Origin of the sequence: Streptomyces sp. TRM49041 (assembly GCF_008271805.1) — a bacterium.
GTDB lineage: Bacteria > Actinomycetota > Actinomycetes > Streptomycetales > Streptomycetaceae > Streptomyces.
The window spans coordinates 211,556-237,857 of record NZ_VSRY01000166.1 but is presented as its reverse complement, the minus strand read 5'-3'; the positions used below and the strand labels follow the sequence as shown (position 1 = coordinate 237,857).

The 26,302-nt window shown below is 72.7% G+C and carries 18 protein-coding genes; 5 read left to right on the top strand and 13 right to left on the bottom strand.

Annotation, left to right across the window (positions count from 1 at the left end):
• A partial coding sequence (locus FVS66_RS29940; protein ID WP_149184374.1) for a multifunctional oxoglutarate decarboxylase/oxoglutarate dehydrogenase thiamine pyrophosphate-binding subunit/dihydrolipoyllysine-residue succinyltransferase subunit occupies nucleotides 1–3,493 on the top strand: 3,493 nt, incomplete at its 5' end.
• Nucleotides 3,494–3,580: 87 nt separating this feature from the next.
• Here the strand turns inward: FVS66_RS29940 and fxsT are convergent.
• The 7 genes from fxsT to FVS66_RS29910 form a co-directional block, all read right to left on the bottom strand.
• Complete coding sequence (fxsT, locus tag FVS66_RS29935) at nucleotides 3,581–6,544, bottom strand: FxSxx-COOH system tetratricopeptide repeat protein (RefSeq protein WP_149184373.1); 2,964 nt, start codon at nucleotides 6,542–6,544, stop codon at nucleotides 3,581–3,583.
• A 76-nt stretch (nucleotides 6,545–6,620) separates the two neighbouring features.
• The gene (locus FVS66_RS29930; RefSeq protein WP_149184372.1) at nucleotides 6,621–7,847 is read right to left on the bottom strand and encodes a radical SAM protein; all 1,227 of its coding nucleotides are present in this window, start codon (nucleotides 7,845–7,847) and stop codon (nucleotides 6,621–6,623) included.
• Complete coding sequence (locus FVS66_RS35285) at nucleotides 7,844–8,005, bottom strand: hypothetical protein (protein ID WP_187645752.1); 162 nt, start codon at nucleotides 8,003–8,005, stop codon at nucleotides 7,844–7,846. The genes FVS66_RS29930 and FVS66_RS35285 overlap by 4 nt, the downstream gene beginning before the upstream one ends.
• Complete coding sequence (locus FVS66_RS29925) at nucleotides 8,002–11,382, bottom strand: SAV_2336 N-terminal domain-related protein (protein WP_149184371.1); 3,381 nt, start codon at nucleotides 11,380–11,382, stop codon at nucleotides 8,002–8,004. Before FVS66_RS29925 ends, FVS66_RS35285 begins: the two co-directional genes overlap by 4 nt.
• The gene (locus FVS66_RS29920; protein ID WP_149184370.1) at nucleotides 11,379–12,446 is read right to left on the bottom strand and encodes a MoxR family ATPase; all 1,068 of its coding nucleotides are present in this window, start codon (nucleotides 12,444–12,446) and stop codon (nucleotides 11,379–11,381) included. Before FVS66_RS29920 ends, FVS66_RS29925 begins: the two co-directional genes overlap by 4 nt.
• A 154-nt stretch (nucleotides 12,447–12,600) precedes the next feature.
• On the bottom strand, nucleotides 12,601–14,709 hold the full coding sequence (locus FVS66_RS29915; RefSeq protein WP_149184369.1) for a trypsin-like peptidase domain-containing protein: 2,109 nt from the start codon (nucleotides 14,707–14,709) through the stop codon (nucleotides 12,601–12,603).
• Entirely contained in the window at nucleotides 14,706–15,089 is a 384-nt protein-coding gene (locus FVS66_RS29910; RefSeq protein WP_149184368.1) for a CU044_2847 family protein, read from the bottom strand. Before FVS66_RS29910 ends, FVS66_RS29915 begins: the two co-directional genes overlap by 4 nt.
• 176 nt (nucleotides 15,090–15,265) lie before the next feature.
• Between FVS66_RS29910 and FVS66_RS29905 the strand changes: the two genes are divergently transcribed.
• Nucleotides 15,266–15,445, top strand: a complete 180-nt coding sequence (locus FVS66_RS29905) for a DUF6104 family protein (protein ID WP_003992906.1) — start codon at nucleotides 15,266–15,268, stop codon at nucleotides 15,443–15,445.
• 9 nt (nucleotides 15,446–15,454) lie between these two features.
• Here the strand turns inward: FVS66_RS29905 and FVS66_RS29900 are convergent, their stop codons facing one another.
• Nucleotides 15,455–16,294: a hypothetical protein gene (locus FVS66_RS29900; protein ID WP_149184367.1), complete on the bottom strand. Its 840-nt coding sequence runs from the start codon at nucleotides 16,292–16,294 to the stop codon at nucleotides 15,455–15,457.
• 139 nt (nucleotides 16,295–16,433) lie between these two features.
• Here FVS66_RS29900 and FVS66_RS29895 point away from each other — a divergent pair, with 139 nt between their 5' ends.
• Together FVS66_RS29895 and FVS66_RS29890 are read left to right on the top strand one after the other, a co-directional pair.
• Entirely contained in the window at nucleotides 16,434–17,270 is an 837-nt protein-coding gene (locus FVS66_RS29895; RefSeq protein ID WP_149184366.1) for a DUF4097 family beta strand repeat-containing protein, read from the top strand.
• Between the two features lies 1 nt (nucleotide 17,271).
• Nucleotides 17,272–18,201: a PadR family transcriptional regulator gene (locus tag FVS66_RS29890; RefSeq protein WP_149184365.1), complete on the top strand. Its 930-nt coding sequence runs from the start codon at nucleotides 17,272–17,274 to the stop codon at nucleotides 18,199–18,201.
• 85 nt (nucleotides 18,202–18,286) lie between these two features.
• Here FVS66_RS29890 and FVS66_RS29885 read toward each other — a convergent pair whose 3' ends face one another.
• The 5 genes from FVS66_RS29885 to FVS66_RS29865 all read right to left on the bottom strand — a co-directional run bounded on the left by FVS66_RS29885 (nucleotide 18,287) and on the right by FVS66_RS29865 (nucleotide 24,702).
• The gene (locus tag FVS66_RS29885; RefSeq protein WP_149184364.1) at nucleotides 18,287–19,663 is read right to left on the bottom strand and encodes a cellulase family glycosylhydrolase; all 1,377 of its coding nucleotides are present in this window, start codon (nucleotides 19,661–19,663) and stop codon (nucleotides 18,287–18,289) included.
• A gap of 84 nt (nucleotides 19,664–19,747) precedes the next feature.
• A complete protein-coding gene (locus FVS66_RS29880; RefSeq protein WP_149184363.1) occupies nucleotides 19,748–20,716 on the bottom strand; it encodes a zinc-binding dehydrogenase in 969 nt (322 codons plus the stop codon).
• Between the two features lie 88 nt (nucleotides 20,717–20,804).
• Complete coding sequence (locus tag FVS66_RS29875) at nucleotides 20,805–22,361, bottom strand: alkaline phosphatase (RefSeq protein ID WP_149184362.1); 1,557 nt, start codon at nucleotides 22,359–22,361, stop codon at nucleotides 20,805–20,807.
• Nucleotides 22,358–22,927, bottom strand: a complete 570-nt coding sequence (locus FVS66_RS29870) for a phosphoesterase (protein ID WP_149184361.1) — start codon at nucleotides 22,925–22,927, stop codon at nucleotides 22,358–22,360. The genes FVS66_RS29875 and FVS66_RS29870 overlap by 4 nt, the downstream gene beginning before the upstream one ends.
• Nucleotides 22,928–23,478: 551 nt before the next feature.
• A complete protein-coding gene (locus FVS66_RS29865; RefSeq protein ID WP_149184360.1) occupies nucleotides 23,479–24,702 on the bottom strand; it encodes an NADP-dependent malic enzyme in 1,224 nt (407 codons plus the stop codon).
• Between the two features lie 627 nt (nucleotides 24,703–25,329).
• Between FVS66_RS29865 and FVS66_RS29860 the strand changes: the two genes are divergently transcribed.
• The gene (locus tag FVS66_RS29860; protein ID WP_149184359.1) at nucleotides 25,330–26,292 is read left to right on the top strand and encodes an ABC transporter substrate-binding protein; all 963 of its coding nucleotides are present in this window, start codon (nucleotides 25,330–25,332) and stop codon (nucleotides 26,290–26,292) included.
• Nucleotides 26,293–26,302: the final 10 nt, after the last annotated feature.

Sequence of the window (26,302 nt, the reverse complement as noted above, 5' to 3'; positions counted from 1 at the left end):
CACCCCGGCCCCGGCTCCCGCCCCGGCTCCTGCGAAGCCCGCGCCCGCGGCCCCCGCCGCCAAGCCGGCCGCCGCGAAGCCCGCCGCTGCCCCGAAGGCCGCCCCGGCCGCCGAGGCTCCGGTCGGTCCCGAGTTCGTGACGCTGCGCGGCCCGGCCGGTGCCGTGGCGAAGAACATGGACGCCTCGCTGGAGATGCCGACCGCCACCTCGGTCCGCGCCGTCCCGGTGAAGCTGCTGTTCGACAACCGCATCGTCATCAACAACCACCTGAAGCGCGCCCGCGGCGGGAAGATCTCCTTCACGCACATCATCGGGTACGCGATGGTGCAGGCGATCAAGTCGATGCCCTCCATGAACTGGTCGTACCAGATCAAGGACGGCAAGCCGACCCTGGTCAAGCCGGAGCACGTCAACCTGGGCCTCGCCATCGACCTGGTGAAGCCGAACGGCGACCGCCAGCTGGTCGTCGCGGCCATCAAGAAGGCCGAGACGCTCAACTTCTTCGAGTTCTGGCAGGCGTACGAGGACATCGTCCGCCGCGCCCGCGCGAACAAGCTGACGATGGACGACTTCACCGGTGTCACCGTCTCGCTGACCAACCCCGGCGGCCTCGGCACCGTCCACTCCGTGCCGCGCCTCATGCCCGGCCAGTCGGTCATCATGGGCGTCGGCTCCATGGACTACCCGGCCGAGTTCCAGGGCACCTCCCAGGACACCCTGAACAAGCTGGGCGTCTCCAAGGTGATGACGCTCACCTCGACGTACGACCACCGGGTCATCCAGGGTGCCGCGTCCGGTGAGTTCCTGCGTGTCGTCGCCAGCCTCCTGCTCGGGGAGAACGGCTTCTACGACGACGTCTTCAAGTCGCTGCGCATCCCGTACGAGCCGGTCCGCTGGCTCCGGGACATCGACGCGTCGCACGACGACGACGTGACGAAGGCCGCCCGCGTCTTCGAGCTGATCCACTCCTACCGGGTCCGCGGCCATGTGATGGCCGACACCGACCCGCTGGACTACCACCAGCGCAAGCACCCCGACCTGGACATCACCGAGCACGGCCTCACCCTGTGGGACCTGGAGCGCGAGTTCGCGGTCGGCGGCTTCGGCGGCAAGTCGATGATGAAGCTCCGCGACATCCTCGGCGTCCTGCGTGACTCGTACTGCCGCACCACCGGCATCGAGTTCATGCACATCCAGGACCCGAAGCAGCGCAAGTGGATCCAGGACCGCGTCGAGCGCCCGCACTCCAAGCCGGAGCGCGAGGAGCAGCTGCGCATCCTGCGCCGGCTGAACGCCGCGGAGGCGTTCGAGACGTTCCTGCAGACCAAGTACGTCGGCCAGAAGCGCTTCAGCCTGGAGGGCGGCGAGTCCGTCATTCCGCTGCTCGACGCGGTCATCGACTCCGCGGCCGAGTCGCGGCTGGACGAGGTCGTCATCGGCATGGCCCACCGCGGCCGGCTGAACGTCCTGGCGAACATCGTCGGCAAGTCGTACGCCCAGATCTTCCGCGAGTTCGAGGGCAACCTCGACCCGAAGTCGATGCACGGCTCCGGCGACGTGAAGTACCACCTGGGCGCCGAGGGGACCTTCACCGGCCTCGACGGCGAGCAGATCAAGGTCAGCCTGGTCGCCAACCCGTCCCACCTCGAGGCCGTCGACCCGGTCCTGGAGGGTGTCGTCCGCGCCAAGCAGGACATCATCGGCAAGGCCGGTACGGACTTCACGGTCCTGCCCGTCGCCCTGCACGGTGACGCGGCCTTCGCCGGCCAGGGTGTCGTCGCCGAGACACTGAACATGTCGCAGCTGCGCGGCTACCGCACCGGCGGCACGGTCCACGTCGTCATCAACAACCAGGTCGGCTTCACCGCCGCCCCGGAGTCGTCCCGCTCCTCCATGTACGCCACGGACGTGGCCCGCATGATCGAGGCGCCGATCTTCCATGTGAACGGCGACGACCCGGAGGCATGCGTCCGCGTGGCGCGGCTCGCCTTCGAGTTCCGTCAGACGTTCAACAAGGACGTCGTGATCGACCTCATCTGCTACCGCCGCCGCGGTCACAACGAGGGCGACAACCCGCAGTTCACCAACCCCGCGATGGTGTCGCTGATCGACAAGAAGCGCTCGGTGCGCAAGCTGTACACCGAGTCCCTGATCGGCCGCGGCGACATCACCCTGGAAGAGGCGGAGCAGGCGCTCCAGGACTTCCAGGGCCAGCTGGAGAAGGTGTTCACCGAGGTCCGCGAGGCCACCGCGCAGCCCGCCGCGTCGCAGGGCGTGGACCCGCAGGCCGGGTTCCCGGCGGCCGGTGTGCAGACGGCGATCTCCCAGGAGGTCGTCAAGCGGATCGCCGAGTCGCAGGTCAACATCCCCGACCACATCACCGTGCACCCGCGTCTGATGCCGCAGCTGCAGCGCCGTGCGTCGTCGGTCGAGGACGGCACGATCGACTGGGGCATGGGCGAGACCCTGGCCATCGGCTCGCTGGTGATGGAGGGCGTCCCGGTCCGGCTCGCCGGCCAGGACTCCCGCCGTGGCACGTTCGGCCAGCGCCACGCGGTGCTGGTGGACCAGGAGACCAACGAGGACTACACCCCGCTGCTCTACCTGTCCGAGGGCCAGGCCCGCTACAACGTCTACGACTCGCTGCTCAGCGAGTACGCGGCGATGGGCTTCGAGTACGGCTACTCGCTGGCCCGCCCGGAGGCGCTGGTCATCTGGGAGGCCCAGTTCGGTGACTTCGTCAACGGCGCGCAGACCGTCGTCGACGAGTTCATCTCCTCGGCCGAGCAGAAGTGGGGCCAGACCTCGGGTGTCACGCTGCTCCTGCCGCACGGCTACGAGGGCCAGGGCCCGGACCACTCGTCCGCCCGCCCGGAGCGCTTCCTCCAGCTGTGCGCCCAGAACAACATGACGGTCGCCATGCCGACACTGCCGTCGAACTACTTCCACCTCCTGCGGTGGCAGGTGCACAACCCGCACCACAAGCCGCTGGTCGTCTTCACGCCGAAGTCGATGCTGCGGCTGAAGGCCGCCGCGTCGAAGGCGGAGGAGTTCACCACCGGCGCGTTCCGTCCGGTCATCGGCGACGCGTCGGTCGACCCGGCCGACGTCCGCAAGGTCGTCTTCTGCGCGGGCAAGGTCTACTACGACCTGGAAGCCGAGCGGCAGAAGCGCGGCATCAAGGACACCGCGATCATCCGCCTGGAGCGTCTGTACCCGCTGCCGGGCGCGGAGCTCCAGGCCGAGATCGCGAAGTTCCCGAACGCCGAGAAGTACATCTGGGCCCAGGAGGAGCCGGCGAACCAGGGCGCGTGGCCGTTCATCGCGCTGAACCTGATCGACCACCTGGACCTGGCGGTCGGCGCGGACATCCCGCACGGCGAGCGCCTGCGCCGTATCTCGCGGCCGCACGGCTCGTCCCCTGCGGTCGGCTCGGCCAAGCGTCACCAGGCGGAGCAGATCCAGCTGGTCAACGAGGTCTTCGAGGCCTGACCGGCACGTTCGTACGCGGCGGAGGGCCCGGCACCCGGATGGGTGCCGGGCCCTCCGGCGTACCGAATCCCCCGCCCCCGCCGCCCGTCAGTACGGCTGCGGCTCGAAGTCCCAGAAGGGCCGGCCGCCGCCGCGCACGCGCCGCACCTGGGCGTGGTCGGCGCCGAACACCGCCGTCAGCCGCCGCAGCGCGTCGCCCTCCAGCCGGTCCGCCTCCGCCCGGTCGCCCAGCGCGCCGAGGTCCTGGGCGAGGGCGGTCTGGACGTTGAGGGTCAGCACATGGTCGGCGCCGACGGCGGCGCGGGCCACGTCGAGGGTGTCCCGGCCGAGGGCCGCCGCGCCCCCCACGTCGCCGTCCTCGGCGCGGGCACCCGCGGTGTTCAGAGCGCACCCCACGGTCCACGGGTGACCGCCGCCCAGCACGTCCCGCATCCGCTCCAGGGAGTGCTCCGCCAGTTTGCGCGCGGCGCCCGGCTCGCCCAGGTCGCGCAGGACCAGCGCCTGGTTGTCGCGGGTGCCGATCGCGTACGGGTGGTCCTCGCCGAGCTGTACGGCGTACCGCCGGGCTGTGCTCGCGGCCAGGTCGAGGGCGAGTTCCGTCTCGCCGGCGCCGCGCAGCAGCATCGCGTAGTCGGAGGAGACGAGCAGGGTCTCCGGGTGGTGCGTGCCCCGGCGGTGCTCCAGCCGCTCCCTGACCGTACGCATCAGGGCCCGGGCGAAGGGCAGGTTGCCCTCGCGGCGCATGCACAGGGCGAGGTTGTGCTCGGCCTGCAGGGTCTGCGAGTGGTCGCGGTCGAGGACCTGACGGTGCAGCCGGGTGTTCTGCTCCTGTACGTCGAGTGCCTCCTGGTAGCGGCCGAGGAGGCGCAGCGTCCAGGCGGTGTGCAGGGCCGACAGGAGCGTGAGCGGGTTCTTGCCGCCGAGGAGGCCGACGCGTTCGTGGAGGACCGCCTGGTGTTCGGCGAGGGCCTCCTCGTACCGGCCGCGCAGGGCGCGTGTGGTGGCGAGGTTGGTGCGCAGGCGCAGGGTGAGCGGCACATGCGGGCCCAGCGTCACCTGGGCGTCGCCGACGGACTCCTCGTACAGCTCGCCGGCCTCCTGGTACTTGGCGAGGGCCATGAGCGTGCCGCCGAGGCCGTTGCGGGCGTTGAGGGTGCGGACGTCGCGCCGGGCGGCTCCGGCGGCGGTGAGGTCGCGCAGGACGGCGCGGCCGGCCGCCTCGGCGTCGGCGTACCGGCCGAGCCTGCGCAGCATGTTGGCGTGCTGGTGGGCGGCGACGAGCAGGAGGTGGTCGGCCGGGTCGGAGTCGGCGCGCCAGTGCTCCAGGGCCTGGCGGCTGATCCACCAGCCCTCCTGGTACTCGCCGCGGGTGCGCAGGTACTCGACGCAGTTGAGGACGAGCCGCCGTACGTCCTCGTCGGCCGACTCCAGGGCGCCGGACGGCTTCAGATGCGGGATGAGCTCGGCGTACCGCGCCCAGTGGCGGGGTTCGTTGGGTTCGTGGGGGTCCGCCGCGACAAGGACCCGGCAGGCGGTCGCGGAGCCCTGTTCGCGGTCGCGGGCGGGCAGGGCGCCGCGTACGAAGCGGTGGAACAGCCGGTGCATGCGGAGCGTGCCGACGAGTGTGTCGGCGCGGGGGCCCGTCTCGTACTCCAGCCACATGGCGGTGGACTCGGACAGGGTGCGCAGCGCGGAGTTCCAGCTGCTGGGGTCAGCGGCCATCCGGGCCAGGTGCGCGGGCAGGTCGGCGGAGCGCGCGGACCGGAGGAGCCGTACGGGGACGACGTCGGGTGAGAAGAAGGACAGCAGCTTCAGCAGCTCGTGGGCTTCCGGGGCGTCCTCATGGAGCCTGTTGACGGCCATGGACCACACGACCTGGAACGGGCGCGGCTCGTCGCCGGACGGGACGACGCCGAAGACGCTGGGATTGCCGTGGCGGATCTCGTTCAGGTACGTGTCGACGGAGACCGTGGGGTGTACGTCGAGCCAGGCGGCCACCTGGTCGATGAGGAGCGGCAGGTCCTCCAGCTCGTGGGCGAGCTGGTCGGCCTGGTACTCGGTGAGGCGGGCCGCGCGGCGACAGGCGTAGGCGACGCTCTCCTCGCGGTGGAAGCGGCGGACCTCGATCAGTTCGGCGCCGTGCTCCGCCCAGTCGGTGCTGCGGCCGGTGATCAGTACGTGGCCGGGCCCGTCGGGGACCAGCTCGGCGAGCCGCTCGGGGTCCTCGGCGCCGTCGAGGACGAGCAGCCAGCGCCGGTCGCCGGTGCGGAGGCTGTCCCGTACGGCGTGGATGAGCGGGTCCAGCTCCTCCCCGGCGCCGACGCCGAGGGCCCCGGCGAGGGAGGCGAAACTCTCGCGGGCGGTGCTGGTGGAGGTGGCCCGGACCCACCAGACGACGTCGTACTCGCCGGCGTACCGGTGGGCGTACTCCTGGGCTATCTGGGACTTGCCGACGCCGCCGCCGCCGTGCAGGGCGATGACCGAGGTGCCGCGGGTCTCGACGGCCAGGGCGTCGTGCAGCCGCTCCAGGGTCTCCCGGCGGCCGGTGAAGCGACGGTTGTGCCGCGGGACGTTCCACACGGGCGGCAGCTCGTCGGGGAAGCGCAGCGGCCGGGCGAGGTCGACCGCGGCGGCCCCGCCTCCGGTCGGGCCGAGCAGGGCGAGCAGCCGGCGGCGGGCCTCCTCCCGCCGCACTCCGCGCAGCGCGACCGGGTCGAGCCCGCGGACGGCCTCGGGGAGCGGGCGTGTGGTGACGCTGACCGCGGCGACCCGTGACCGGTGCTCCGGGACGAGTCCGCGCAGGGCGTCGGCCCAGGCGCGGAAGCGGCCGGAGTCGAAGCGGAGATACCAGTCGTCCAGGATGAGCAGGACACGGCCGGGCTCGTCCAGCAGCCCGGTCAGGGCGGTGCCCCGGGCGGGCGTGCGGAGCGGGTCCCAGCGGACGAGCCGCTGTTTGAAGCCGGTGCTCGTGAGGACTTCCTCGATCCAGGCCGCCCAGCGCTCACTCTGTCCGGCGAAGACCACCGTGATGTGATCGGAGCCTTCGGTCATGCGGGGATCTCCCTCAGGCAGGGTAATTCGGCTGCGAGTTCGTGCCCATGTAACCCGATTGTGCGTCAGTGCCGTGTCAGTGAGGGGTCGTTGTCGAACAACGGTGCTTGTCTTCCATGTCACACAGGCGGGCCGCGACATGTCTGACCAGGCGTTCCAGGTCGGCGCAGTAGACGCTCGGGTTGTGGAAGCCGTTGTCGGGGGCGTAGCGGTGGGCGTAGTTGCCGCCGCCGCACACCCGGACCACGGGGCAGGCCAGGCACACGTCGGCGAGCCCGGCGACGCCGAGCTGGCGGGCCGCGACGCCGGGGTGGCGGAGTGCCGCGTCGAACGTGTCGTGGAAGACGTCCAGGCCGGTGGCGGAGGCGCCCGGGTAGGCGGAGCGGAGCGAGTCGACCTGTTCGATGGAGCCGTCGGTCTCCACGACGACGGCGGCCATCGGCGAGAGGCCGACGGCCTCGCTGGCACTGGGGGCGCCGAGGAGGAGGGCGAGGACCTCCGAGAAGAGCCGGACCCGGATGACGTCGCGGGTGGAGGTGCGAGCGGAGGCGTGTGTGGAGGTGCGGGTGGAGGTGCGGGTGGAGGTCCGGTGGGAGTCCCACCAGAGGTCGTACGCCTCGACGAGCCAGTCGCCGTACGGCGTGGGGCGGGGGCGGCGGCCGGGTGGCTCCCTCCGTACGCCGGGCGGGGGCGAGGCCCAGTTGGCGTGCGGGAGGAGGAAGTCGAGTCCGGGGGCGCCGAGTGCGAGGAGGGAGGCGTACACGTCGGCGGGCGGGGCGGTGAGGTCGACGGTGCAGAGCACGCCCGCGTACTGCTCGCCTCGCCGTGCCAGGAGCCGTGCGGCGCGCTCGGCGGCGGGCCAGGAGGGCCGTCCGGCGTGGTCGACGCGTCTGGCGTTGAGCCGCGCGGTGCCGCCGTCCAGGCTGAGCCCGACCCGGACACCGCCGGCGGCCAGCCGGTCGAGGGCGTGGTCGGTGAGGAGGGTGCCGTTGGTCTGGACGGTGAAGGCGGGGTCGCAGTGGCCGGGCAGGGCCTCGCGTACGGCACGGGCGTACGCGAGGACGGTCTCCGGTCCGCCGAGCAGCGGCTCACCGCCGTGCAGGTCGACCCGTATCCGGTCGAGCCGGTGCGCGCCGACGTGCTCGGCGATACGGCGGGCGACCTGGCGCATGGTCGCCGGTTCGACACGGGCTGGCCGGTCGCGCCAGGTGGTGTCGGGGCCCTGGTAGAGGTAGCAGTACGTGCAGGCGAGGTTGCAGCGGCTGTGCACCTTCAGCACGAACTGCCGGAGGGGGACGGTCATGGGGCGTCGTCGTAGTAGGCGACGGTGGTGGCGGGGTCGCGCGTCCGGAGCTCGGCGAGCACGGCGTCGAGGACGGGGTGTCCGGTGGGGACGGGGACGTTGGCCAGCAGGGGGAATTCGGGCAGGGGTGTCCCGTCGGGCGTGTCCGGTGGGCTCATGCCTGGTCCGTCTCGCCGGGGGCGTGGGGGTCTGCGGCGTCCGCGGCGTCCGCGGCGTCCGCGGCGTCCGCGGCGTCTGCGGCTTCGAGTCGGGTGATGGCCTGGCGGATGCGGTCGGCGCGTTCGGACCGCGGCTCGCCCGCGTCGGCCAGGACCTGGAAGGCACGGCGGTACTCGGTCAGGGCGCGGTCGGGGCCCGCGGTCAGCTCCAGCATCTCGGCGCGCTGCCGCAGCAGTCCGGCGATGAACTGGTGCCGGCTCGGCTGGGTGTCGGCGGCGCCGCGCCGGTAGTACTCGGCCGCCTCGGCGAACCGAGTGGTGGAACCGGTCGCCCGGCCGAGCTCCTTGGCCACATCGCCCCGGTACCCCCAGGCGACCTGGGAATACCCCTCCGTCCGGGTCCGTGCGGCGGCGCCGAGAAGCCAGTCGGCCTCGTGCAGATCGGTCACGGCACCACGCAGCCGGTAGCGCCGAAGCAGCAGACGACCGAGGTTGAGCCGGTGCAGGACGATGTCCGGCGACGTCTCGGAGGAGAGGTCGGCCGCCTCCCGCACGAGGCGGACCGCCGAATCCACCTGCTCCTCCAGCGCCGGGCGCCGCCGCAGCACTCCGGACACATATGCGTTCAGCAGATCCACACGCAGCGACGACGTGCCCGGCGGGACCAGGCGCAGGGCCTCCGCCGTGGTCTCCACGACCTCGTCACCGCGCTCCGGCCGGTCCCGGGCTCCGGGCAGCCCCATCCGCGCCAGGCGGAGGAGGCAGCGGGCCAGTTCCGTGTCACGCTCTTCCCAGTCGGGCCGGGCCTCTGCGAGGGCGCGTGCCCGTGTCAGTGCGGCCCGTACCTCGTCGGGGTCCTCCTCGGCCAACTCCAGCGCGTCGGCGACACGCATCCAGCCGTGAAAGGTGCCCCTGGCGTCCGGACGCCATTTGGCCGCCTCGTCCGGGTCCCCGAGGCCGGAATCGCGCCAGGCCGACAGCGCTTCGACCAGGTCGTCGGCTGCCTCGCGCGCCAGTGCCCGCACCTTGTGATCGTCCACGAGCCCGGTCCGCTGGTAGCCCATGGCGACCGTGACGGTGGTCAGTCCCCGGAAGTAGCGCGCCTGCGGACCGGAGTCCGTGTGGACCAGCGCGTCGACGACCGTGACGGCTCTGCCCGCCAGGGCGACGAACCAGTGGTGCGGGCTCTCCGGGGCCGGCTCGGCCAGCCGGGCGGCGTACCCGGCGAAATCCTGGGCCAATTCCATCAAGGCGTCCGCCGTCAGGAACCGCGCCAAGTGCCTCTCCGCGCCGTCGAGTACGCCCTCCAGGTGGTCGACGCGCTCCCGGAGCGCCAGAAAGCGCAGCGCGTCCCGGTGCTCCTCCCCGTCGGCGTCCGGCATCCGCCGCGCCACGCGCGCGCGGAGCCGCTCCGGTACGGCGTCGCTGTCGGCCCCCGCCGACATGAGCTCCTGGTCCATGGCCTCCAGGGCCCTGGCCGCCGCCCAGTGCGCCATCGGCTCCTCTGGCAGCGCCTGCTCGGCCGCCTCCAGGGCGTCCCGCAGGTCCTCGCCGAGCCGGCGGGCATCCCAGCGGTCCAGCAGGGCTTCCGCCAGGGACAGTCCGTAGCCGGCTCGAAGCGTAAGGTCGGGCCCGGTCTCCGCCGCCTGGGCGAGGAGCTGGATCGCGGTGTCCAGGTCGCGTGCCGTGCCTTCGGCGCGGAAGCGCTCCAGGCTCCGGCGGGCACGGTGAGCCAGCGTCTCGGCGCTCTCCGGCACCGGCGGCATGGGCCGTACCGGCACGAAGTGCCGCAGGACGCCCGTCGAGACCACGGCGAAGCGGCGCAGCCCCGGCGCGTCGGCCGTGCCGTGCGGGGGCTGGACCGTGCCGCCCAGGTACGCGGCGGCCATGGCAGGGAAGTTCGGTACGTCGGAGCCGAAGCGGCGTTCCAGGTACTGGGAGCAGTTCTTCAGGACGAGCTGCGCGTCGCCGGCTTCCAGGCGCTTCCACAGCTCCTCCTGGACGCCCGGGACGAAGTCGTACACAGGGTCGTACGCCCCGTCGCCCTCCTCGTCGCTCCGCCGCAGCAGGCCGCCGAGGAGCACCTCCGCCAGGACGTCCGGGCCGCTACCCGGCACCATGGCGCGCTGGACGAGCTGCATGACGGGCAGCACCAGGGGCGCCGCCGTGAGGCACTCGGCCAGGCGTACGGCAGGCGGCGAGGCGTACCGGCGGAAGGCGCGGACCCGTTCGGCGGGCGACAGGTCCGGCAGGGCCGTCGCGCTCCGCGGCGCGGGGCCGTGGTCGGCGGTGACCAGCCCCGCCGCGCCGGGGAGCGAGAGCCGCCCCGTGGCGGAGACGAGCCGCGCCCAGGTGGCGAGGGCGACGCGGTGGGGGGCCAGGACCGGGATGGGTACGACCCCGCGCGGCGCCCGGTCCCGGCCGTGGAACCACAGTCTCCGTACGGGCCCTTCGGGGCGGCCCAGGACGCCGGACGAGGCGGGCAGGTGGGTGTTGCGCCACATACGCAGGGGCAGGGGCTGCACGACCGCCACCGGCGCGGTGGTCGCCCAGCGGTGCAACAGCCGCTGGAGCGCGCCGTCGCGCCACATGGGGCCGGCGCAGTCGCTGAGGAGCAGGGTGAGCTGCCGTCCGGTCGGGTCGGTGAACTGGCCGGGCGGGCGGAGCCTGCTGTTCTCGCGGACGACCGGGGACGTGGCGACGCCGGGGGTGCCGTCGGGCCTCGCGTGCAGGTAGAGCGTCGTGACGTCGCGGAAGGCACCGGCGCGTTCGCAGACCGCGCGCAGTTCGTGGAGGGTCTGGTACCAGACCGCCGTGGACGAGGACACGTCCATCACCAGTTGGACGCGTGCCTCGCGGCGCCGTTCGCGGCGGAGGACCGGCACGGTGAGCCCGGTGTCGGCGGCGCGGTTGGCGGTGGCGCGTTCGTCGAGTACGCGGCGTGCGGGCGCGCGGGGGGCGTGGAACCGCTGGAGGGGGCGTAGCGCGCGTTGCAGTTCGAGCGGCTGGGGCAGCGTCGCGGCGGTGGGCACCCACACACGTGCGTCGTCGTCGCCGTCCGGGCCCGGCGGTCCGGATGCGTCGGATGCGGACAGACCGGTGAGCCCCGGGCGTGCGGGGTCGCCCGCCGTACCGGGCGGGGGCGGCGGGGACGGCGGGGTGTGCCGCGGATCGGTCGGGGCCGGCGGGTCCGCCACCGGGGCGGCATCCGGTGGGAGCGCATCCGCCGGGGGCTCCGGCGTCGCACGCCGGAAGCCGCCGGGGCCGACCCACTGGGCCAGCCACAGCGCGTCGGCGACGTCCTCGGCGGTCGGGCCGAGCTCCGCCTCCCGTAACCGGGCGACCAGCTCGGTGACCAGGGCGGTGCCGCCGGTCATCGGTGGGGGCGCTGGTCGAGTGGCCGCATCAGGAGTTCGGCGATCTCAGCGCGCCGGACCCGGTCCTCGCGGGCCGCGAACTGGGTCAGGAAGATCGCGTTGAGAAGCTGGTCGGTGAGGCGCAGCTCGCCGTCGTGGTCGCCTTCGACGAAGGTACGGACGAGGTCGCCGTTGAGTTCGTCTGCGCCTTCCCCGAAGTGTGCCTGCACCAGCGCCGCCAGCCGCTCGTCGCGCGGCGGTTCGAGCTTGAGGTGGATGCAGCGGCGCAGCAGGGGCGCGGGGAAGTCCCGTTCGCCGTTGCTGGTCATCACCACGAACGGGAAGGCGTGGCAGGTGACACGGCCTCCCGTGACAGGCACCGGGCGGCCGTCGTCGTCGATGACGTGGACGGTGTCCTGTCCGGCGCGGTCGGCGATGCGCTCCAGCTCGGGGATGCGGAAGGTGCCTTCCTCCAGGACGTTCAGCAGGTCGTTGGGGAGGTCGATGTCGCTCTTGTCCAGCTCGTCGATGAGGAGCACGCGGGGGCGGGTGGCGGGCAGCAGGGCGGTACCGAGGGGGCCGAGTCGGATGTAGCGCCCGATGCCGTCCTCGCCGGGGGCCGTACCGGCCGTCTCCGTCGTACCGGCCGTCTCCGTCGTACCCGCCGTACCCGCCTCGCGGTGCAGCTGGGCGTCATGGAGGCGGCCGATGGCGTCGTACGCGTACAGGCCCTCGCGCAGTTCGCTGCGGGAGACGATCGGCCACTGGAGCACCCGGCCGAGGCCCAGTTCGTGGGCGACCGCGTGGGCGAGGGTGCTCTTGCCGGAGCCGGGCTCGCCGGTCACGAGGAGCGGCCGCCGCAGGTAGAGCGCGGCGTTGATGAGCTGGAGCGCCTCGTCGTCCTGGATGGGCAGGGGAGCCCGCTGTCCGAGCCGCCGGGTGGTGCTTCCGTCGACGGGCGGCACCGGGTCGACGCCGGTCAGCGGTTCGCCGGTGAACCGGCGCCAGCGGGGCGGCTCGGGGAGCCGGCCGATCCGCTCGGGGTCCGGCTTCCCCTGGCCCCGGTAGATCAGCCAGCTGTCCATGACCTGCTCCTCGTCGGCGTAGCGTGGGTTCCCGTGTGCTGGCCGACGGGGGCGGTGTGCGCCCACAACGGGCCCCTGTGAAAGTACCCGTCAGACGGCCCGCCAAGGCCGCTTTCCGGCCAATTGTTCATGTGTGCCATGCGTTTCGTGTGCGTCATGCCGGTGAGTTCCAGACCCCCGTGGGACCCGCGGGCACGGGTCGGTCCGGGTCGTCGTAGAGCACGGCGACCGCTTCGGCCCAGTGCCCCGGGGCGCGGCGCTCGTGCAGCTCTTCTCTTACACGTCGCAGACGGTCGGGGAGTTCATCGGCGGTGGCCGTTTCGGCGAGGAGTTCGGCGACGCCCTGGTGGAACGCCTCGCAGTCGGGCGCGCAGGCGGCGGAGCGCGGGTGACCCTCGATGTGCCAGAGCGCGATGCCGTGGCCGGTTTCGAGTGCCAGCTCCATGGCCTTGCGTCCGGCGCCCCGGCCGGCCTGGTGGCAGAGGACGGGGATGGCGGACGGGGCCATGTCCTCGAAGTGGCGGCGCCGGGCCTGCGCGGGGGCCGTACGGGTGGCGGTGAGCGGCCCGCCGGTCGTGGCCGCGCTCCACCGGCGCGTCCATGCCTCGTCCGGCGCGCCCCGGCGGTTGAGGTCGCGCAGGACGACACGGCGGCGTACGCCGAGCGGCAGATGGGCCTCGTCGCCGAGGCGGGCGATCTCGGCGAGCTGCCAGCGGTGCACCGGCCGGTCGAACTCCTCGGCAGACAGGACGACTTCGCAGGCCGCCGGGTGTTCGCCGGCCTCGTCCGCGACCTGGAACGCCACTCCCAGCGGCTGCCGGAGCCGCTCCAGGAGCCGGTCGGGCGGCACTCCGTTCGGGTCCGTCTCCGCCTCGAAGATCTCGTCCTCGCCGCTTCCGTCGTCGATCCGGATCTGCCAGTGCACGGTCTGGTACGGCAGCGGCTCGATCTCGACGACGACCACGCGGGTCTTCTCCCCGGCGCGGGGGTACGGGATGACGACCCGTCCGGGTCCGCACAGCGCGCCGTCCCGGTCGGCGTCACCGGAAAGGGACTCGGGCAGCGCGGCATCGGTCACCAGGAAGTGCTGGTAGGACTGGAGCCGGTGCATCCGCTCGGTGATCCAGGCGTCGAGCTCATCGACGGCCGGGGCTCCGGCGTCCTTGCCGCCGCGCTCCTGGACGAGTCTGACGACGAGGCGCAGATAGCGGAGGAACGCGATGGCGGGGAGCAGGCCGCCGTCGCTCGCGCGGAGCAGTCCGTGGCCGTCCCGCCAGGCGGCGAGCGGCGGGTAGGGCAGCTGCTGCCGCTCGTTGTTGTGGACGTGGTGGGCAAGTCTCCCCACGGCGCCGCGCGGGGGTGGGTCCGTCAGCTTGGCGAGCAGTCCGAGTGCCCGCATCCGGTCGTCGGGCGTCCATGCCTCGTCGCCGTTGGGGGCGGGCCCGAGCAGCCGCCGCTGGTGGACGAGCCAGCTGCCGGGGGTCGCGGCCCCGGCCCGCTCGGCGTGCCAGCGGTCGTGTGCGCCCGTCACCTCCCGGTACAGGTCGCCGAAGCCGCGCAGCGCGCTCAGCGGTACGGCACGGCCGCCGTCCTTGCCGTACCGGCCCGATTTCGTCAGGGCGACGACGGCGCCGGTCGCGAGGTCGAGGACGGGGCCTCCGGACACGCCGCCCGGGAAGTCGGCGGTCGGTGTGAAGCGGACGGCGTACCGCCCGTCGAGGACGTTGTCCTCGATGTCGCAGCTCCACAGCTCGTACGGGCCGGTGTCCCCGTACGTCTCTCCGCAAGTCTCCCCGTACGTCTCTCCGTAAGTCTCCGCGCGCCCCTCCCCGTACGGCCCCCTGTGCTCCTCCGCGTACTCCTCCTCCGGCCGGAAGCCGAAGACGCGTCTGCGGTCGCCGGACCTCGGGATGGCCCGGTCGCCGATCCAGACGCATTCGTGTTCCACCCCGTCGTCGAGCAGCCGCACCAACGCCAGGTCGTGCTGGGGCGCGATGTCCGCCCACGGGTCGCGGACCAGCCAGTCCTCCAGCCGCGCCCGTACCGGCTCCACTCCGTGGTACGTCGGTGAGCCCGCCACGCGGAACTCAAGGTCCCGCCCCCGCTCGCGCAGCGCGGGCGCCAGTACATGGGCGCAGGTGAGCACCCAGCCGGGCGCCACGAAGAAGCCGCTGCCCCACATGTCGCGGTGGGACGGGTCGGCGGGGAGGAAGCGGACCGTGGCGGCCTGGACCAGGGCGTCGAGATCGTTGCGGTCGGTCATTCACTGCCGGGGCCGGAGGCGCCGTCGCGTCGGCCGGCACGCCCGTCGGCACGCCCGCCGTCACCGAACTGCCAGGTCAGGGTGACCTGGAGGGACGCCTTGGCCTCACCCTCGGCGAGTACGGCGAGGGCCTTGCCCGACTTGGTGGCGAGTTCGACACCGAAGGAGATCGACGCCTCGTCCGGCTTCACGGCCGACGCGGCGTCCAGGACGGTGCCGCCGACTCGCTGGATCAGTTCCGTGAGCTGCTCCAGCCTTGCCGCGGCGCGGTCGCCGACGCCGACGTCACGGTCGGACCCGCCGTAGCCGGGGACCGCGCTCACCCGGGCGTGGACGATCTCGCCGTTTCCCAGGTCGATCTCGCGGATCTGTCCGTCCATCACGCGCTCCCCCCGCCGGGCCGATGATCCAAAGAACGAGGCTACTGGTCCGGGCGGTCCGGGACGAGGGGGTCGCGGCGAACAAATCCGGCCGATTGTCCGGTCGGCGGTGAGGTCGTCCTACCCTGAGGGGGAACACCCGGGGCCGAGCCCCCGCAGGATCAGGAGAGCGTGTCTTGTACTTCACCGATCGTGGCATCGAGGAGCTGGAGAAGCGGCGCGGCGAGGAGGAGGTCACCTTCGAGTGGCTCGCCGAGCAGCTGCGGACGTTCGTCGATCTGAACCCGGACTTCGAGGTGCCGGTCGAGCGGCTCGCGACGTGGCTGGCGCGGCTGGACGACGAGGACGACGAGTAGGACGAGCGGTCAGCCCGTCCGCCCGGGAACGGGCGCCTGCCTGTGTGCCCGCATCCGGTCGTATGTGAGCCCCAGCACACCCTGGACGACGAGCAGCGCCCCGGTGGCCGCCCAGCCGGGGCTCGGGGTGCGCCGGGCGAGTGCCCAGGCGAGGAGCGGGAGCCCGGCCGTGAGCTGAGCGGTCGCCAGGAGCCGGGCTCGGGGGCCGCGGAGCCACGGTCCGAAGCGGCCGTGTTCGACGATGTCGAGTTCGGCCCGTACGGTGTCGCGCCAGCCCTGGCCCTCGACGTGCCGGGCGTCCGGGCCCGCCTGGGCCGCGGCGCGCAGGTGCGTGGTGGGCTCGCCGGGCTGTACGCCGGGCGGGAGCGCCAGGTCGAGGCGGGCCAGTACGGCGATGAGCCCCAGGAGGCGGGCGCGGGCGTCGGCGTCCCGGTCGGCGCGCGTCAGGGGGCGGAGCGCCTGGACGTCGAAGACCGGGTCGAGGCCGAGCCGCTCGGCGAACGTCACCATGGCCTCGTCCTCGCCGACGGGCGTGCCGTCCGCGAGCCAGGTGTACCCGACGGGCCTGCGGAACCCGGACGCGAGGGTGTAGCCCGCCCGGTCGGCGTCCCACCACAGGGCGACGACCGGCCAGGGCGCGCCGACCGCGAGAGCGGTGGCCCATCCGGCGGCGACCCGTTCGACCGGTTCGGAGCCGTCGAGCCACGGGCGGCCCTCGGGGACGAGGAGGCTCCAGCCGGCACCCGCGGGGGCGAGCACCACGTACTCGCGCAGCAGCTGGGCCGGGGCTTGGACCGCGTCCGGGTCGGCCCGGCACAGCAGCAGCGCGCCCGTCGATGTCGCGTTCATGAGCCTACGCTAGGTCAATTTGTCCGTTTACGACGGGCTTGACTTACCCCGGCCGCGATATATCGTGTATCGGGAGAGACGCGATATGCCGCGTTGTCGCGACGAGCGGCGGCGTCGAGCAGCCGAGGGGGTCAGCACCATGCCGGAGTGGTCCGTCACCGAGCCGATGAAACTCACCCTCGACGACCCCGTGACGACGTTGCGCGTGCGGATCGTCGACGGCGCGGTCAATGTCGTCGGCACGGACGAGGGCGCGGCCCGCCTGGAGGTGTCGGAGCTGCACGGTCCGCCGCTGGCCGTGACGCACGAGGGCGGGACGCTCACCGTCGCGTACGAGGATCTGGCCCGGAAGGGCTTCCTGAGCGGGCTCCTGCCGAACGCCCGGAACCGCGGCGCGGTCATCTCACTCGCCGTGCCGGCCGACGCGTCGGTCGAGGTGGAGGCGGTCGGCGCCGGAGCGATGGTCTCCGGGATACGGGGACGTACGGGCGTACGCGGCGTGTCGGGCGGCGTCACCCTCGTCGGGCTCTCCGGCCCGGTGCGGGCCGAGACCGTGTCCGGCGGCCTGGAGGCGCAGGCTGTCACCGGGGGCCTCCGCTTCCGGTCCGTGTCCGGGGACCTCACGGTCGTCGAGGGCTCCGGGACGTCCGTACGGGCGGAGTCGGTCAGCGGCGACATGGTCGTGGACGTCGGCCCGGCGGGCGACCCCACGGACATCCGGGTCACCACCGTGTCCGGGGAGATCGCGATCCGGCTGCCGCACCGGACGGACGCGCGGGTCGAGGCCAACACGACGAGCGGCGCGGTGTCGAACGCGTTCGACACGCTCCGGGTCGGCGGGACGTGGGGCGCCAAGCAGATCACCGGCACGCTCGGCGCGGGCACCGGCACGCTCGAGGCGACGACCCTGTCCGGTGCGATCGCTCTGCTGCGCCGCCCCGAGGACGCCGAAGTCCCTTCCGGAAAGGTCCTGTGACATGCCCCCCGTCTTCGCCCACGGCCGTCTCCGCCTCTATCTGCTGAAGCTCCTCGACGAGGCGCCCCGCCACGGCTACGAGGTGATCCGGCTCCTGGAGGAGCGCTTCCAGGGCCTCTACGCGCCATCGGCCGGGACCGTGTATCCGAGGCTCGCCAAGCTGGAGGCCGAGGGCCTGGTCACGCACGCCTCCGAGGGCGGCCGCAAGGTGTACTCGATCACCGACGCCGGGCGCGCCGAACTCGCCGCGCGCAGCGGCGAGCTGGCCGACCTGGAGCAGGAGATCCGCGAGTCGGTGTCCGAACTGGCCGCCGAGATCCGCGACGATGTACGCGGCGCGGCGGGCCGGCTGCGCAGCGAGATGCGCACGGCGGCGGGCGAGAACCGGCGCACGGGAGGCGGCCAGGACTGGGAGGCGTGGCGCAGCGCCAAGGAGGAGCTGCGGCGGGCCAAGCTGGAGTGGCGGGAGCAGACCCGGCGGGCCAAGGACGAGTCACGCCGCGCCCGCGAAGAGGCGGTGAACGCGCGCCACCAGGCGAAGGAGGCGCAGGAGCGGGCCCGCCAGGAGATGCAGCGGGTCGCCCAGCAGGTCCAGGAGCACATCGCCCAGGGCGACTGGCCGTCCGGCGTGCGCGACGGCCTCGCGGAGCTGACGAACCGCCTCGGCGGCCTCTTCGGCGCGACACCGCCGCCCCCGTCCCCCCCGCACGTGAAGCCGGACCCGTCCCGCACCCCCGACCGGGCCGAGGAGCCGGCTCCGACCGGGGACGCGGCCCGCGACCTGGAGCGCCTCCTCGACCGCTTCCGCGACGAAATCCGCGACGCGGCCCGCGACCACGGCGTGACGGACTCCCAACTGAGGGAGACCCGCCACCACCTGTCGACGGCGGCGGCCCGCATCACGGCGCTCCTGCGTCCCGACGCGGAGTAACGGGACGGCGCACCCGGCCGGTTCGCCGTGCCCGCCCGTTCCAGCCTGCGGAACGCCCGCCCGCAGCGAACCGGTATACCTCCCGTCAACGCCGGCTGACGCGAATCGTGACCACCGCCCCCGGCGCCGCCCGCACCACCACCCGCGTCGCCCGCTCCCCCGGCGCCACCTCCCGCGCCCGCGGCCACGCCCGCCCCGCCACCTCGACCCGCCATCCGCGCGGGCTCGGCGGCAGGGACAGCTCCGTGGCCCCGCGCACGGCGGTGTACGTCACCCGGTACGCGTCCGCCGCGTGGGTCTCCTCCCGTACGGCGCCCGCCACAGCCGCCGCGTACGGCGCCGCCGTCAGCTCCTTGTTCGTACGGAACCGCCCTTCCGCGTCCACCGCGCAGTACCCGCCGCCGTAGCACCACACATAGCCCGCCGAGCCCGAGCTGTAGCGGTTCAGCGACGCCATCGCGTCCCGGTAGAACCGGCCCATGTTGGGCAGGGCGTTGTTCAGCGGGCCCCACTCCCCCACGACCACCGGCACCTTGTGCGCCTTGGGGTACGCCACGACCGCCGCCTCGTACGCCTCGATCCAGCCGGCCGCCGGGTCGTAGTCGGCGCCCGCCTCCATGGCGGTGTTGTAGAAGTGCGGCGCGTAGACGACCTTCGGGTCCTTGATCTTGCCGAGCGCGGTCGGGACGCCCTCCCCGACGATCGGCGTCGGCTCCACGAACAGCCAGTTGTCCCGGTCCACCGAGCGCACGGCCGCCGCGAGCCGGTTGTACATCGGCGTCAGTTGGTCGGCCTCGATCCGGCGGGCCGCCGACGGCAGGTCCTCGCCGGGCCGCAGCTCGCCCATCGGCTCGTTGATCAGGTCGTAGCCCAGTACTGCCGGATGGTGCTCGAACCGGTCCGCGAGCACCCGCCACATCGCGGCCTGGGCGCGCCGCAGGTCCTCGTCCTCGTAGAGATGGGTGAAGGCGCGCTGCACGGCGGGTTCGAAGTACTCGGCGAACCAGTCGTCCGGGTGCGGCGTGAACGGCAGCCCGTCGGTGCGGGTCGCCCACTCCGGTACGCCCCGGTGTCCGAAGGCCGGACCGAAGACGTCCTGGTGGGCGTCGATGACGACCTGGACGCGGTACTTGTGCGCCCAGTCGAGGATCCGTTCGATCTTCCGGAGGTACGCCTCGCTGTACCGGCCCGGGCGCGGCTCCAGGTCGTCCCAGAAGACGAGCAGCCGGGCGAAGTCGAAGCCGTGCGCGGACAGGTCGCGGAAGTGGCGCTCGGTGACGGCGGAGAGGGCCGCGTCACCGCGGTTGGCCTTGTCCTCGATGTTCCAGCCGCGCAGGGTGAGGACGCGGCCGCGGTCGTCGGTGAGACGCGGGACACCCGGCTCACCGGCGACGGAGGGGGTGGGGGCCGCCGCCGCGAGGAGGACGGCGGAGAGGGCTACGGCGCTTGCGGTGGTACGCATGAGACCTCCGGCATGGCGTGACTCGTACGCGATGCCGGAGATCCCATCAGTAGATCTGACGAACCATCAATAGCTGGTGCGGGCTCAGTTCCCCGGGGTCAGCACGATCTTCCCGAAGAGATCCCCCGACTCCATCTTCGCGAAGCCCTCCCGGGCCCGGTCCAGCGGCAGCACCTCGTCGATCACCGGCCGCACCCCGGTCGCGGCGCAGAAGGAGAGCAGGTCCTCGAGCTCGTCCTTGGAACCCATCGTCGAGCCGACGACCTTCAGCTCCAGGAAGAAGATCCGGGTCAGCTCGGCGTGCGAGGGCCGGTCGCCGCTCGTCGCGCCGGAGATCACCAGGGTGCCGCCCGGCTTCAGGGACTTGACCGAGTGCGACCAGGTGGCCGCGCCGACCGTCTCGATCACCGCGTCGACGCGCCGCGGCAGCCGCGTCCCCGGCTCGAACGCGTCGATCGCGCCCAGGTCGACGGCCCGCTTCCGCTTGGCCTCGTCGCGGCTGGTCGCGTACATCCGCAGCCCGGCCGCCTTGCCCAGCACGATCGCGGCGCTCGCGACGCCGCCGCCCGCGCCCTGCACGAGCACGGAGTCGCCCGGGCGGACCCCGGCGTTGGTGAACAGCATCCGGTATGCGGTCAGCCACGCCGTGGGCAGGCAGGCGGCCTCCTCGAAGCTCAGCTCCGCGGGCTTCGGCAGCACGTTCCAGGCGGGCACCACGACCCGCTCGGCGAACGTGCCCTGGTAGCGCTCGGTGAGGATCGAGCGCGGCTCGCGCGGCCCGACGCCGTGGCCGGTCTGGCCGATGACGGAGTGAACGACGACCTCGTTGCCGTCCTCGTCGAGGCCGGCGGCGTCGCAGCCGAGGATCATCGGCAGCTTGTCCTCGGCCAGACCGACCCCCCGCAGGGTCCACAGATCGTGGTGGTTCAGGGAGGCGGCCTTGACGGTGACGGTGGTCCAGCCCGGCCGTACCTCGGGCTCCGGGCGGTCGCCCAGCTCCAGGCCGTTGAGGGGCTGATCGCGGTCGATACGTGCGGCATAGGCAGCGAACATGGCCCTGAGACTAGGCGCGGGCCGGTGCGTGGCGGAACCACGCACCGGTGTGACACGCATCCCGTCAGCGTGTCGGCCCGTCGGTCCGTCAGTCGCGGCGCCACTGGGCGGGCGAGTTCTCGGTGGCGGGGTCCTCGTACGACCCGGCCCTCCCCCGGTCGATGTGGAACGACGTCAGGGTGGTGACCGGCGAGGCGGGGTCCCGCCGGTCGGCGATGACCCGCATATGGGCGCTGAAACGTTCCGGCGTGGCCTCGTACACGTCGTAGCCGTAGCGGTTGCCCTCGAAGTACTTCAGATGCGGGTTGCCGCGGCCCATGAGGGGGCCGTTGGTGGCGTTCCAGTCCGGCGAGTACGCGCCCGAGCTCACCGAGTGGGCGGTGAACTCGGTGCCCACCAGCGGCGAGGAGTCGTCGTCGAAGTCGACGCGAAGGTCGTCGACGAACGCCGAGTGCCAGTCGCCGGTGATGACGACGAGGTCCTCCAGGCCGCTGCCGTGCACATGGCCCAGGACCTCCTTCCGCTCGGCGAGGAAGCCGTCCCACTGGTCGGTGAACATGTATGAGCCGCCCGGCCGCGAGCGGAGCTGGCTGAGCATGATCGAGTTGGCCCAGACGTGCCAGGAGTCGGGCGCCCGGTCGACGGTGCCCTTCAGCCAGGACTTCTGCTCGGCGCCCAGGATGGTGCCGTCGGGCAGGTTCTGCGCGGAGCGGTGGGAGCGCAGGTCCAGGACGGTGAGCTCCAGCAGGTCGCCCCAGCGGCGGACCCGGTGGATCTCCGGGTCGGGCAGGGCCGAGGTCGCCGACCGGTCGCGATGCGGCATGTTCTCGTACCACGCCTGGTACGCGGCGGCCCGGCGCCGCAGGAACGGTGCCCCGCCGCCCGTACCGCTGTAGTCGTTGGCCACCTCGTGGTCGTCCCAGGTGAGGAACCACGGGTGGGCGGCGTGCGCGTCGCGCAGGGACGGGTCGCCCTTGTAGAGGGCGTGCCGACGCCGGTAGTCGGGGAGCGTGAGGACGGCCGGGCCCTCGTGGTCCCGGACATGGTCCCCGCCCACGGGCCCGTGCTCGTAGATGTAGTCCCCGAGGTGGACGACGAAGTCGACGTCCTCGCGGGCGATGCCGCGGTGCGCGGCGTAGTACCCGTCGTGGAAGGCCTGACAGTTGGCGGCGGCGAACCGTACGCGGGGCACGGGCCCGGCGGGCGCGGTCCGGGTCCGCCCGACCCGGCTGGTGCGCCCCAGCGCGGTGAACGCGTACCAGTAGTGCCGCCCCGGGGCGAGCCCGCCCACTGGGACGTGCACGCTGTGCCCGAGCGTCTCGGAGGCGGGCGCGGTGCCGCGGGCGACGACCCGGTCGAGCGCCGGGTCCTCGGCGACGACCCACCCGACCTCGACGACCTCGGGCAGCGGCTGCTCGGCGGCAAGAGGCTCGGGCGCGAGACGGGTCCAGAGCAGCACCCCGGTCGCGGTGGGGTCACCGGAGGCCACACCCAGGGTGAAGGGCGCGGCCTCGTAGGTGGCGCCGAGGGCTTCGGCGGCCTCCCGGGCCTGGGCGGGTGAGAGCCCGGCGCTGAGCGGCCACGCCAGGTTCAGGCCGCCGACGGCGGCGGCGCTCTTCAGCAGATCACGTCGATTGAGCGTCACAGCGCGCCCCCGGTGGTGGTGAGGGAGAGGGAGATCCCGTCGGCATACCCGTCGTTGGAGGTGCCGGCGCCGGTGCGGGTGAGGACGAGGAGCAGCCGCGCGCTACGGGCGCCGGGCGGTACGGCGGCTTCGGCGGTGCGCTCCACCAGGCCGGTACGGCCGTGCCGCTCGCGGGATGTGACCGGCCCGAGGACGCTCAGCGCGACGGGGGTGCCCCTGCGGTCGCGGAACTCCACGGACAGCCGGGCGCCGTCCTCCTGCGCGGCATACCCGCCGAGCCAGGCCTCGAGGGTGTACCGCACCTGTCCGGCGTCGATCGCGGCGTGCCCGGCCGCGGGCAGCGCGATGTCCTGGAGCAGCGCCGTCCGGGGCGAGTTCCCGCCCGAGAAGAACCGGCTGCCGCGGCGGGCCGGGCCCGGGTCCCTGGCGGTGGGGTAGCCCCCGCCGTAGCTGTACGCGACGAGCGCGGGCGCGCCCTGGACGACCTGCCAGCCGGTCACGGCACCGACGGGCTCGGGCGTCCCTCCGGGCCCGCTCTCGGCGTCTCCGTTGACGACCAGATTCACTCGCGCCTCCCGGGGCTGTTGGGGGTGGGGCGAGCGCATCAGACCAGACGCGAGTGACGGAACCAAGACTTCCGGGTGGCGCCCCGGCGTACGCCGCCGACCACCGGGCCTGGCGACCGGGGCGGTCGTGCGGCGCCGCATGCCGCCGGCCGGGAACGCGAAGGCCGGGATACGACTGTCGGCAGTGCCGCGCGGTGTCCGTGACGTCCGTGGTGTCCGCGAGCGCGTTCACACCGGCCGGGGCGCCCGTCTTCGCGCGGATGAGGCCCACGGCGGGTGAGTCGTCGGTAGCGGTCCCCGAGTGCCGCTGAAGCAGCCGCCGCGGCCGGACCCGGCTCGGCCGGGGCGCGACGGACCGGCACGGGTGCCCTGTCAGGCGCTTGTACGGGACCGCTCCCCCGGAACGAGGCCCCGGCGCACACCGCCCCGGCCGGGTACCGGCCTGGCGGTGTGCGCCGGCCCCCTCGACGAGACCCGCGGGCGCAGACAGACCACAGGGCCGCGTCGCGCACCCCGCACGGGAAGCGACGCGGCCCTGCGTGGTGGGTCGGTCAGCGGCGGGCGACGCCCTCCGCGCGGGCCGCGGCCGCGACGGCCGCGGTGACCGCCGGGGCCACCCGCTCGTCGAACGGCGACGGGATCACGTAGTCGGCCGCCAGCTCGTCGCCGACGACGTCCGCCAGCGCGTTGGCCGCCGCGATCTTCATACCCTCCGTGATCCGGGACGCCCGCACCTGCAGCGCGCCCGCGAAGATCCCGGGGAAGGCCAGCACGTTGTTGATCTGGTTCGGGAAGTCCGACCGGCCGGTGGCCACGACCGCCGCGTACTTGTGCGCGACGTCCGGGTGGACCTCCGGGTTCGGGTTGGCCATGGCGAACACGAACGAGTCCGGTGCCATCGACGCGACCGCCGGCTCCGGCACCGTACCGCCGGAGACGCCGATGAACACGTCCGCACCGGACAGGGCGCTCTCCAGGGAGCCGGACAGGCCCGCACGGTTGGTGATCTCGGCCAGCTCCCGCTTGACCGGCGTCAGGTCCTCGCGGTCCCGGCTGACGACGCCCTTGCGGTCGGCGACCGCGACGTCGCCGATACCGGCCTCCAGCAGGAACTTCGCGATGGCGACGCCTGCCGCGCCCGCACCGGAGATCACGGCGCGCAGCTCGCCGAGGCCCCGCCCGGTCAGCTTGGCCGCGTTCCGCAGGGCCGCGAGGGTGACGATCGCGGTGCCGTGCTGGTCGTCGTGGAAGACGGGGATGTCGAGGCGCTCCTGAAGCCTGCGCTCGATCTCGAAGCACCGCGGCGCCGAGATGTCCTCCAGGTTCACACCGCCGAAGGACGGGGCGAGCCGGACGACGGTCTCGACGATCTCGTCGGCGTCGGTCGTGGCGAGCGCGATGGGCACCGCGTCCACGCCGCCGAACTGCTTGAACAGGATGGCCTTGCCCTCCATCACGGGGAGCGAGGCCTCGGGCCCGATGTCACCGAGGCCGAGGACGGCCGTACCGTCCGTGACCACGGCGACGACCTGGGACTTCCAGGTGTAGTCATGCACGAGCTCGGGCTGCTCGGCGATCGCGCTGCACACCTTGGCGACGCCGGGTGTGTACGCGAGGGACAGGTCGTCCTTGTCCCGGACCGGCACGGTGGCCTGCACGGCCATCTTCCCGCCCCGGTGGAGGGCGAAAGCCGGATCGAAGGGTTCGTCCGAAGCGTTCTGCGTACCGTCGTCGGTATCGCTGTCGCTACGAGGGTTGACGATCTCCGCTGCCATGTGGGTTGACCCCTTAGGTCTTCATCAGTTGAGGGTGTCCACTCCTGGTTGAGGAGGGGTGGGCTGGCACCGCGTCCGTGCCCCGCGCCGGCGGTTGGCCCGCCCTTGCGGGGATGGGTACGTACGCGCGGGCGCGCCGCACAACGCGCCCTGAGCCCCGGATGAGGGGTGTAAGGATCCTTCTTACCCGACGGAGGGCACCGCAGACGAGTCGGTTTCCCGCGACGCGGGTCACGGATCCGGGACGGCACTCCGTGGCATGGCCAGGTATCCTGTGGCGAGATATCAGGACAATCGGTACGGATCGCACCGCCTCACGGTGACATGACTCATAGGCGAATGTCTGGACAAGTCATCGTGAGCCCCGGATTGCTACCGCAATCCAGTCCAGATGTCGAGATCGACAGGAGATTTTTCGGCCCGCAGACGAAGATCCCGCAGAAGGTCCGGCCATGGTGGGCCGGGTCGTTGAGGTTCGAGGGTCACCCGTTACCCGATTTTGACATGCTGAGGCCCTTGTTACGGGTGGTCCGAATGGCAAGATGCCGTAATCACACGAGGTCGCGACACCCGAAGGTGCGTGCCCGTCCCATTGGCATTCCTTTCACCCGCCGGAGGAAACCGACCATGACCGCAAGCACCACCCGCCGCTGGACCGCCACGAAGCACCGGACGCCGCGGACGTCCCGGACCGTCGCGGTCGCAGCGACCGCGGTCGCCGGCGCCCTGCTGCTCACTGCCTGCGGCGACCAGACGAACGGCGCCTCGGACCAGGAGAAGAAGGGGACGGCGACGGCCGCCCCGCTCGCGGACAAGCTGCCGCAGTCCATCCGCGACAAGGGCGTCATCACGGTCGGCTCGGACATCGCGTACGCGCCGATGGAGTTCATGGACGAGAACAACCAGCCGGCCGGCGTCGACGTCGACCTCGGCAAGGAGCTGGGCAAGGTCCTCGGCGTGGAGTTCAAGTTCACCAACGCCACCTTCGACCAGCTGGTCCTCGGCATGAACAACGGCCGCCACGACATCGTCATGTCGTCGATGACGGACACCAAGGCCCGCCAGCAGGGCGCGACCGAGGACGCCAAGGGCGGCGCCGACTTCGTCAACTACTTCAAGGCCGGCTCGGCCATCCTCACCCACAAGGGCAACCCCAAGAACATCAAGGGCCTGGACGACCTGTGCGGCCTGACCGTGGCCGCGCAGCGCGGTACGGCCAACGAGGACCTGCTGAAGGCGCAGCAGGCGAAGTGCGGCGACAAGAAGATCAAGGAGTTCATCTCCGACCAGGACACCGACTCCATCACCCAGCTGCAGACCAAGCGCGCCGACGCCGTGATCACGGACTTCCCGGTGGCGCTGTACAACGAGCTGGAGGCCGGCGGCGGCAACCTGTTCGAGGTCGTGGGTGACCAGATCGACGCCGCTCCGTACGGCATCGCGGTCAGCAAGAAGAACACCGAGCTCCGCGACGCCCTGCAGGCCGCCGTCCAGAAGATCATCGACGACGGCACCTACATGGACGTGCTGAAGAAGTGGAAGGCCGAGTCCGGGGCCATCGAGAAGGCCACGATCAACGCCGGCCAGTGACGCGCCACCG

What these genes read in the sequence shown, in the direction of transcription:
- FVS66_RS29910 (WP_149184368.1), bottom strand. Translation starts at nt 15,089, where the DNA reads ATGGACGGACAGATCCGCGAGATCGACCTGGGAAACGGCGAGATCGTC.
- FVS66_RS29885 (WP_149184364.1), bottom strand. Translation starts at nt 19,663, where the DNA reads ATGCGTACCACCGCAAGCGCCGTAGCCCTCTCCGCCGTCCTCCTCGCG.
- FVS66_RS29880 (WP_149184363.1), bottom strand. Translation starts at nt 20,716, where the DNA reads ATGTTCGCTGCCTATGCCGCACGTATCGACCGCGATCAGCCCCTCAAC.
- FVS66_RS29865 (WP_149184360.1), bottom strand. Translation starts at nt 24,702, where the DNA reads ATGGCAGCGGAGATCGTCAACCCTCGTAGCGACAGCGATACCGACGAC.
- FVS66_RS29890 (WP_149184365.1), top strand. Translation starts at nt 17,272, where the DNA reads ATGCCCCCCGTCTTCGCCCACGGCCGTCTCCGCCTCTATCTGCTGAAG.
- FVS66_RS29930 (WP_149184372.1), bottom strand. Translation starts at nt 7,847, where the DNA reads ATGACCGTCCCCCTCCGGCAGTTCGTGCTGAAGGTGCACAGCCGCTGC.
- FVS66_RS29920 (WP_149184370.1), bottom strand. Translation starts at nt 12,446, where the DNA reads ATGGACAGCTGGCTGATCTACCGGGGCCAGGGGAAGCCGGACCCCGAG.
- fxsT (WP_149184373.1), bottom strand. Translation starts at nt 6,544, where the DNA reads ATGACCGAAGGCTCCGATCACATCACGGTGGTCTTCGCCGGACAGAGT.
- FVS66_RS29860 (WP_149184359.1), top strand. Translation starts at nt 25,330, where the DNA reads ATGACCGCAAGCACCACCCGCCGCTGGACCGCCACGAAGCACCGGACG.
- FVS66_RS29895 (WP_149184366.1), top strand. Translation starts at nt 16,434, where the DNA reads ATGCCGGAGTGGTCCGTCACCGAGCCGATGAAACTCACCCTCGACGAC.
- FVS66_RS35285 (WP_187645752.1), bottom strand. Translation starts at nt 8,005, where the DNA reads ATGAGCCCACCGGACACGCCCGACGGGACACCCCTGCCCGAATTCCCC.
- FVS66_RS29900 (WP_149184367.1), bottom strand. Translation starts at nt 16,294, where the DNA reads ATGAACGCGACATCGACGGGCGCGCTGCTGCTGTGCCGGGCCGACCCG.
- FVS66_RS29915 (WP_149184369.1), bottom strand. Translation starts at nt 14,709, where the DNA reads ATGACCGACCGCAACGATCTCGACGCCCTGGTCCAGGCCGCCACGGTC.
- FVS66_RS29925 (WP_149184371.1), bottom strand. Translation starts at nt 11,382, where the DNA reads ATGACCGGCGGCACCGCCCTGGTCACCGAGCTGGTCGCCCGGTTACGG.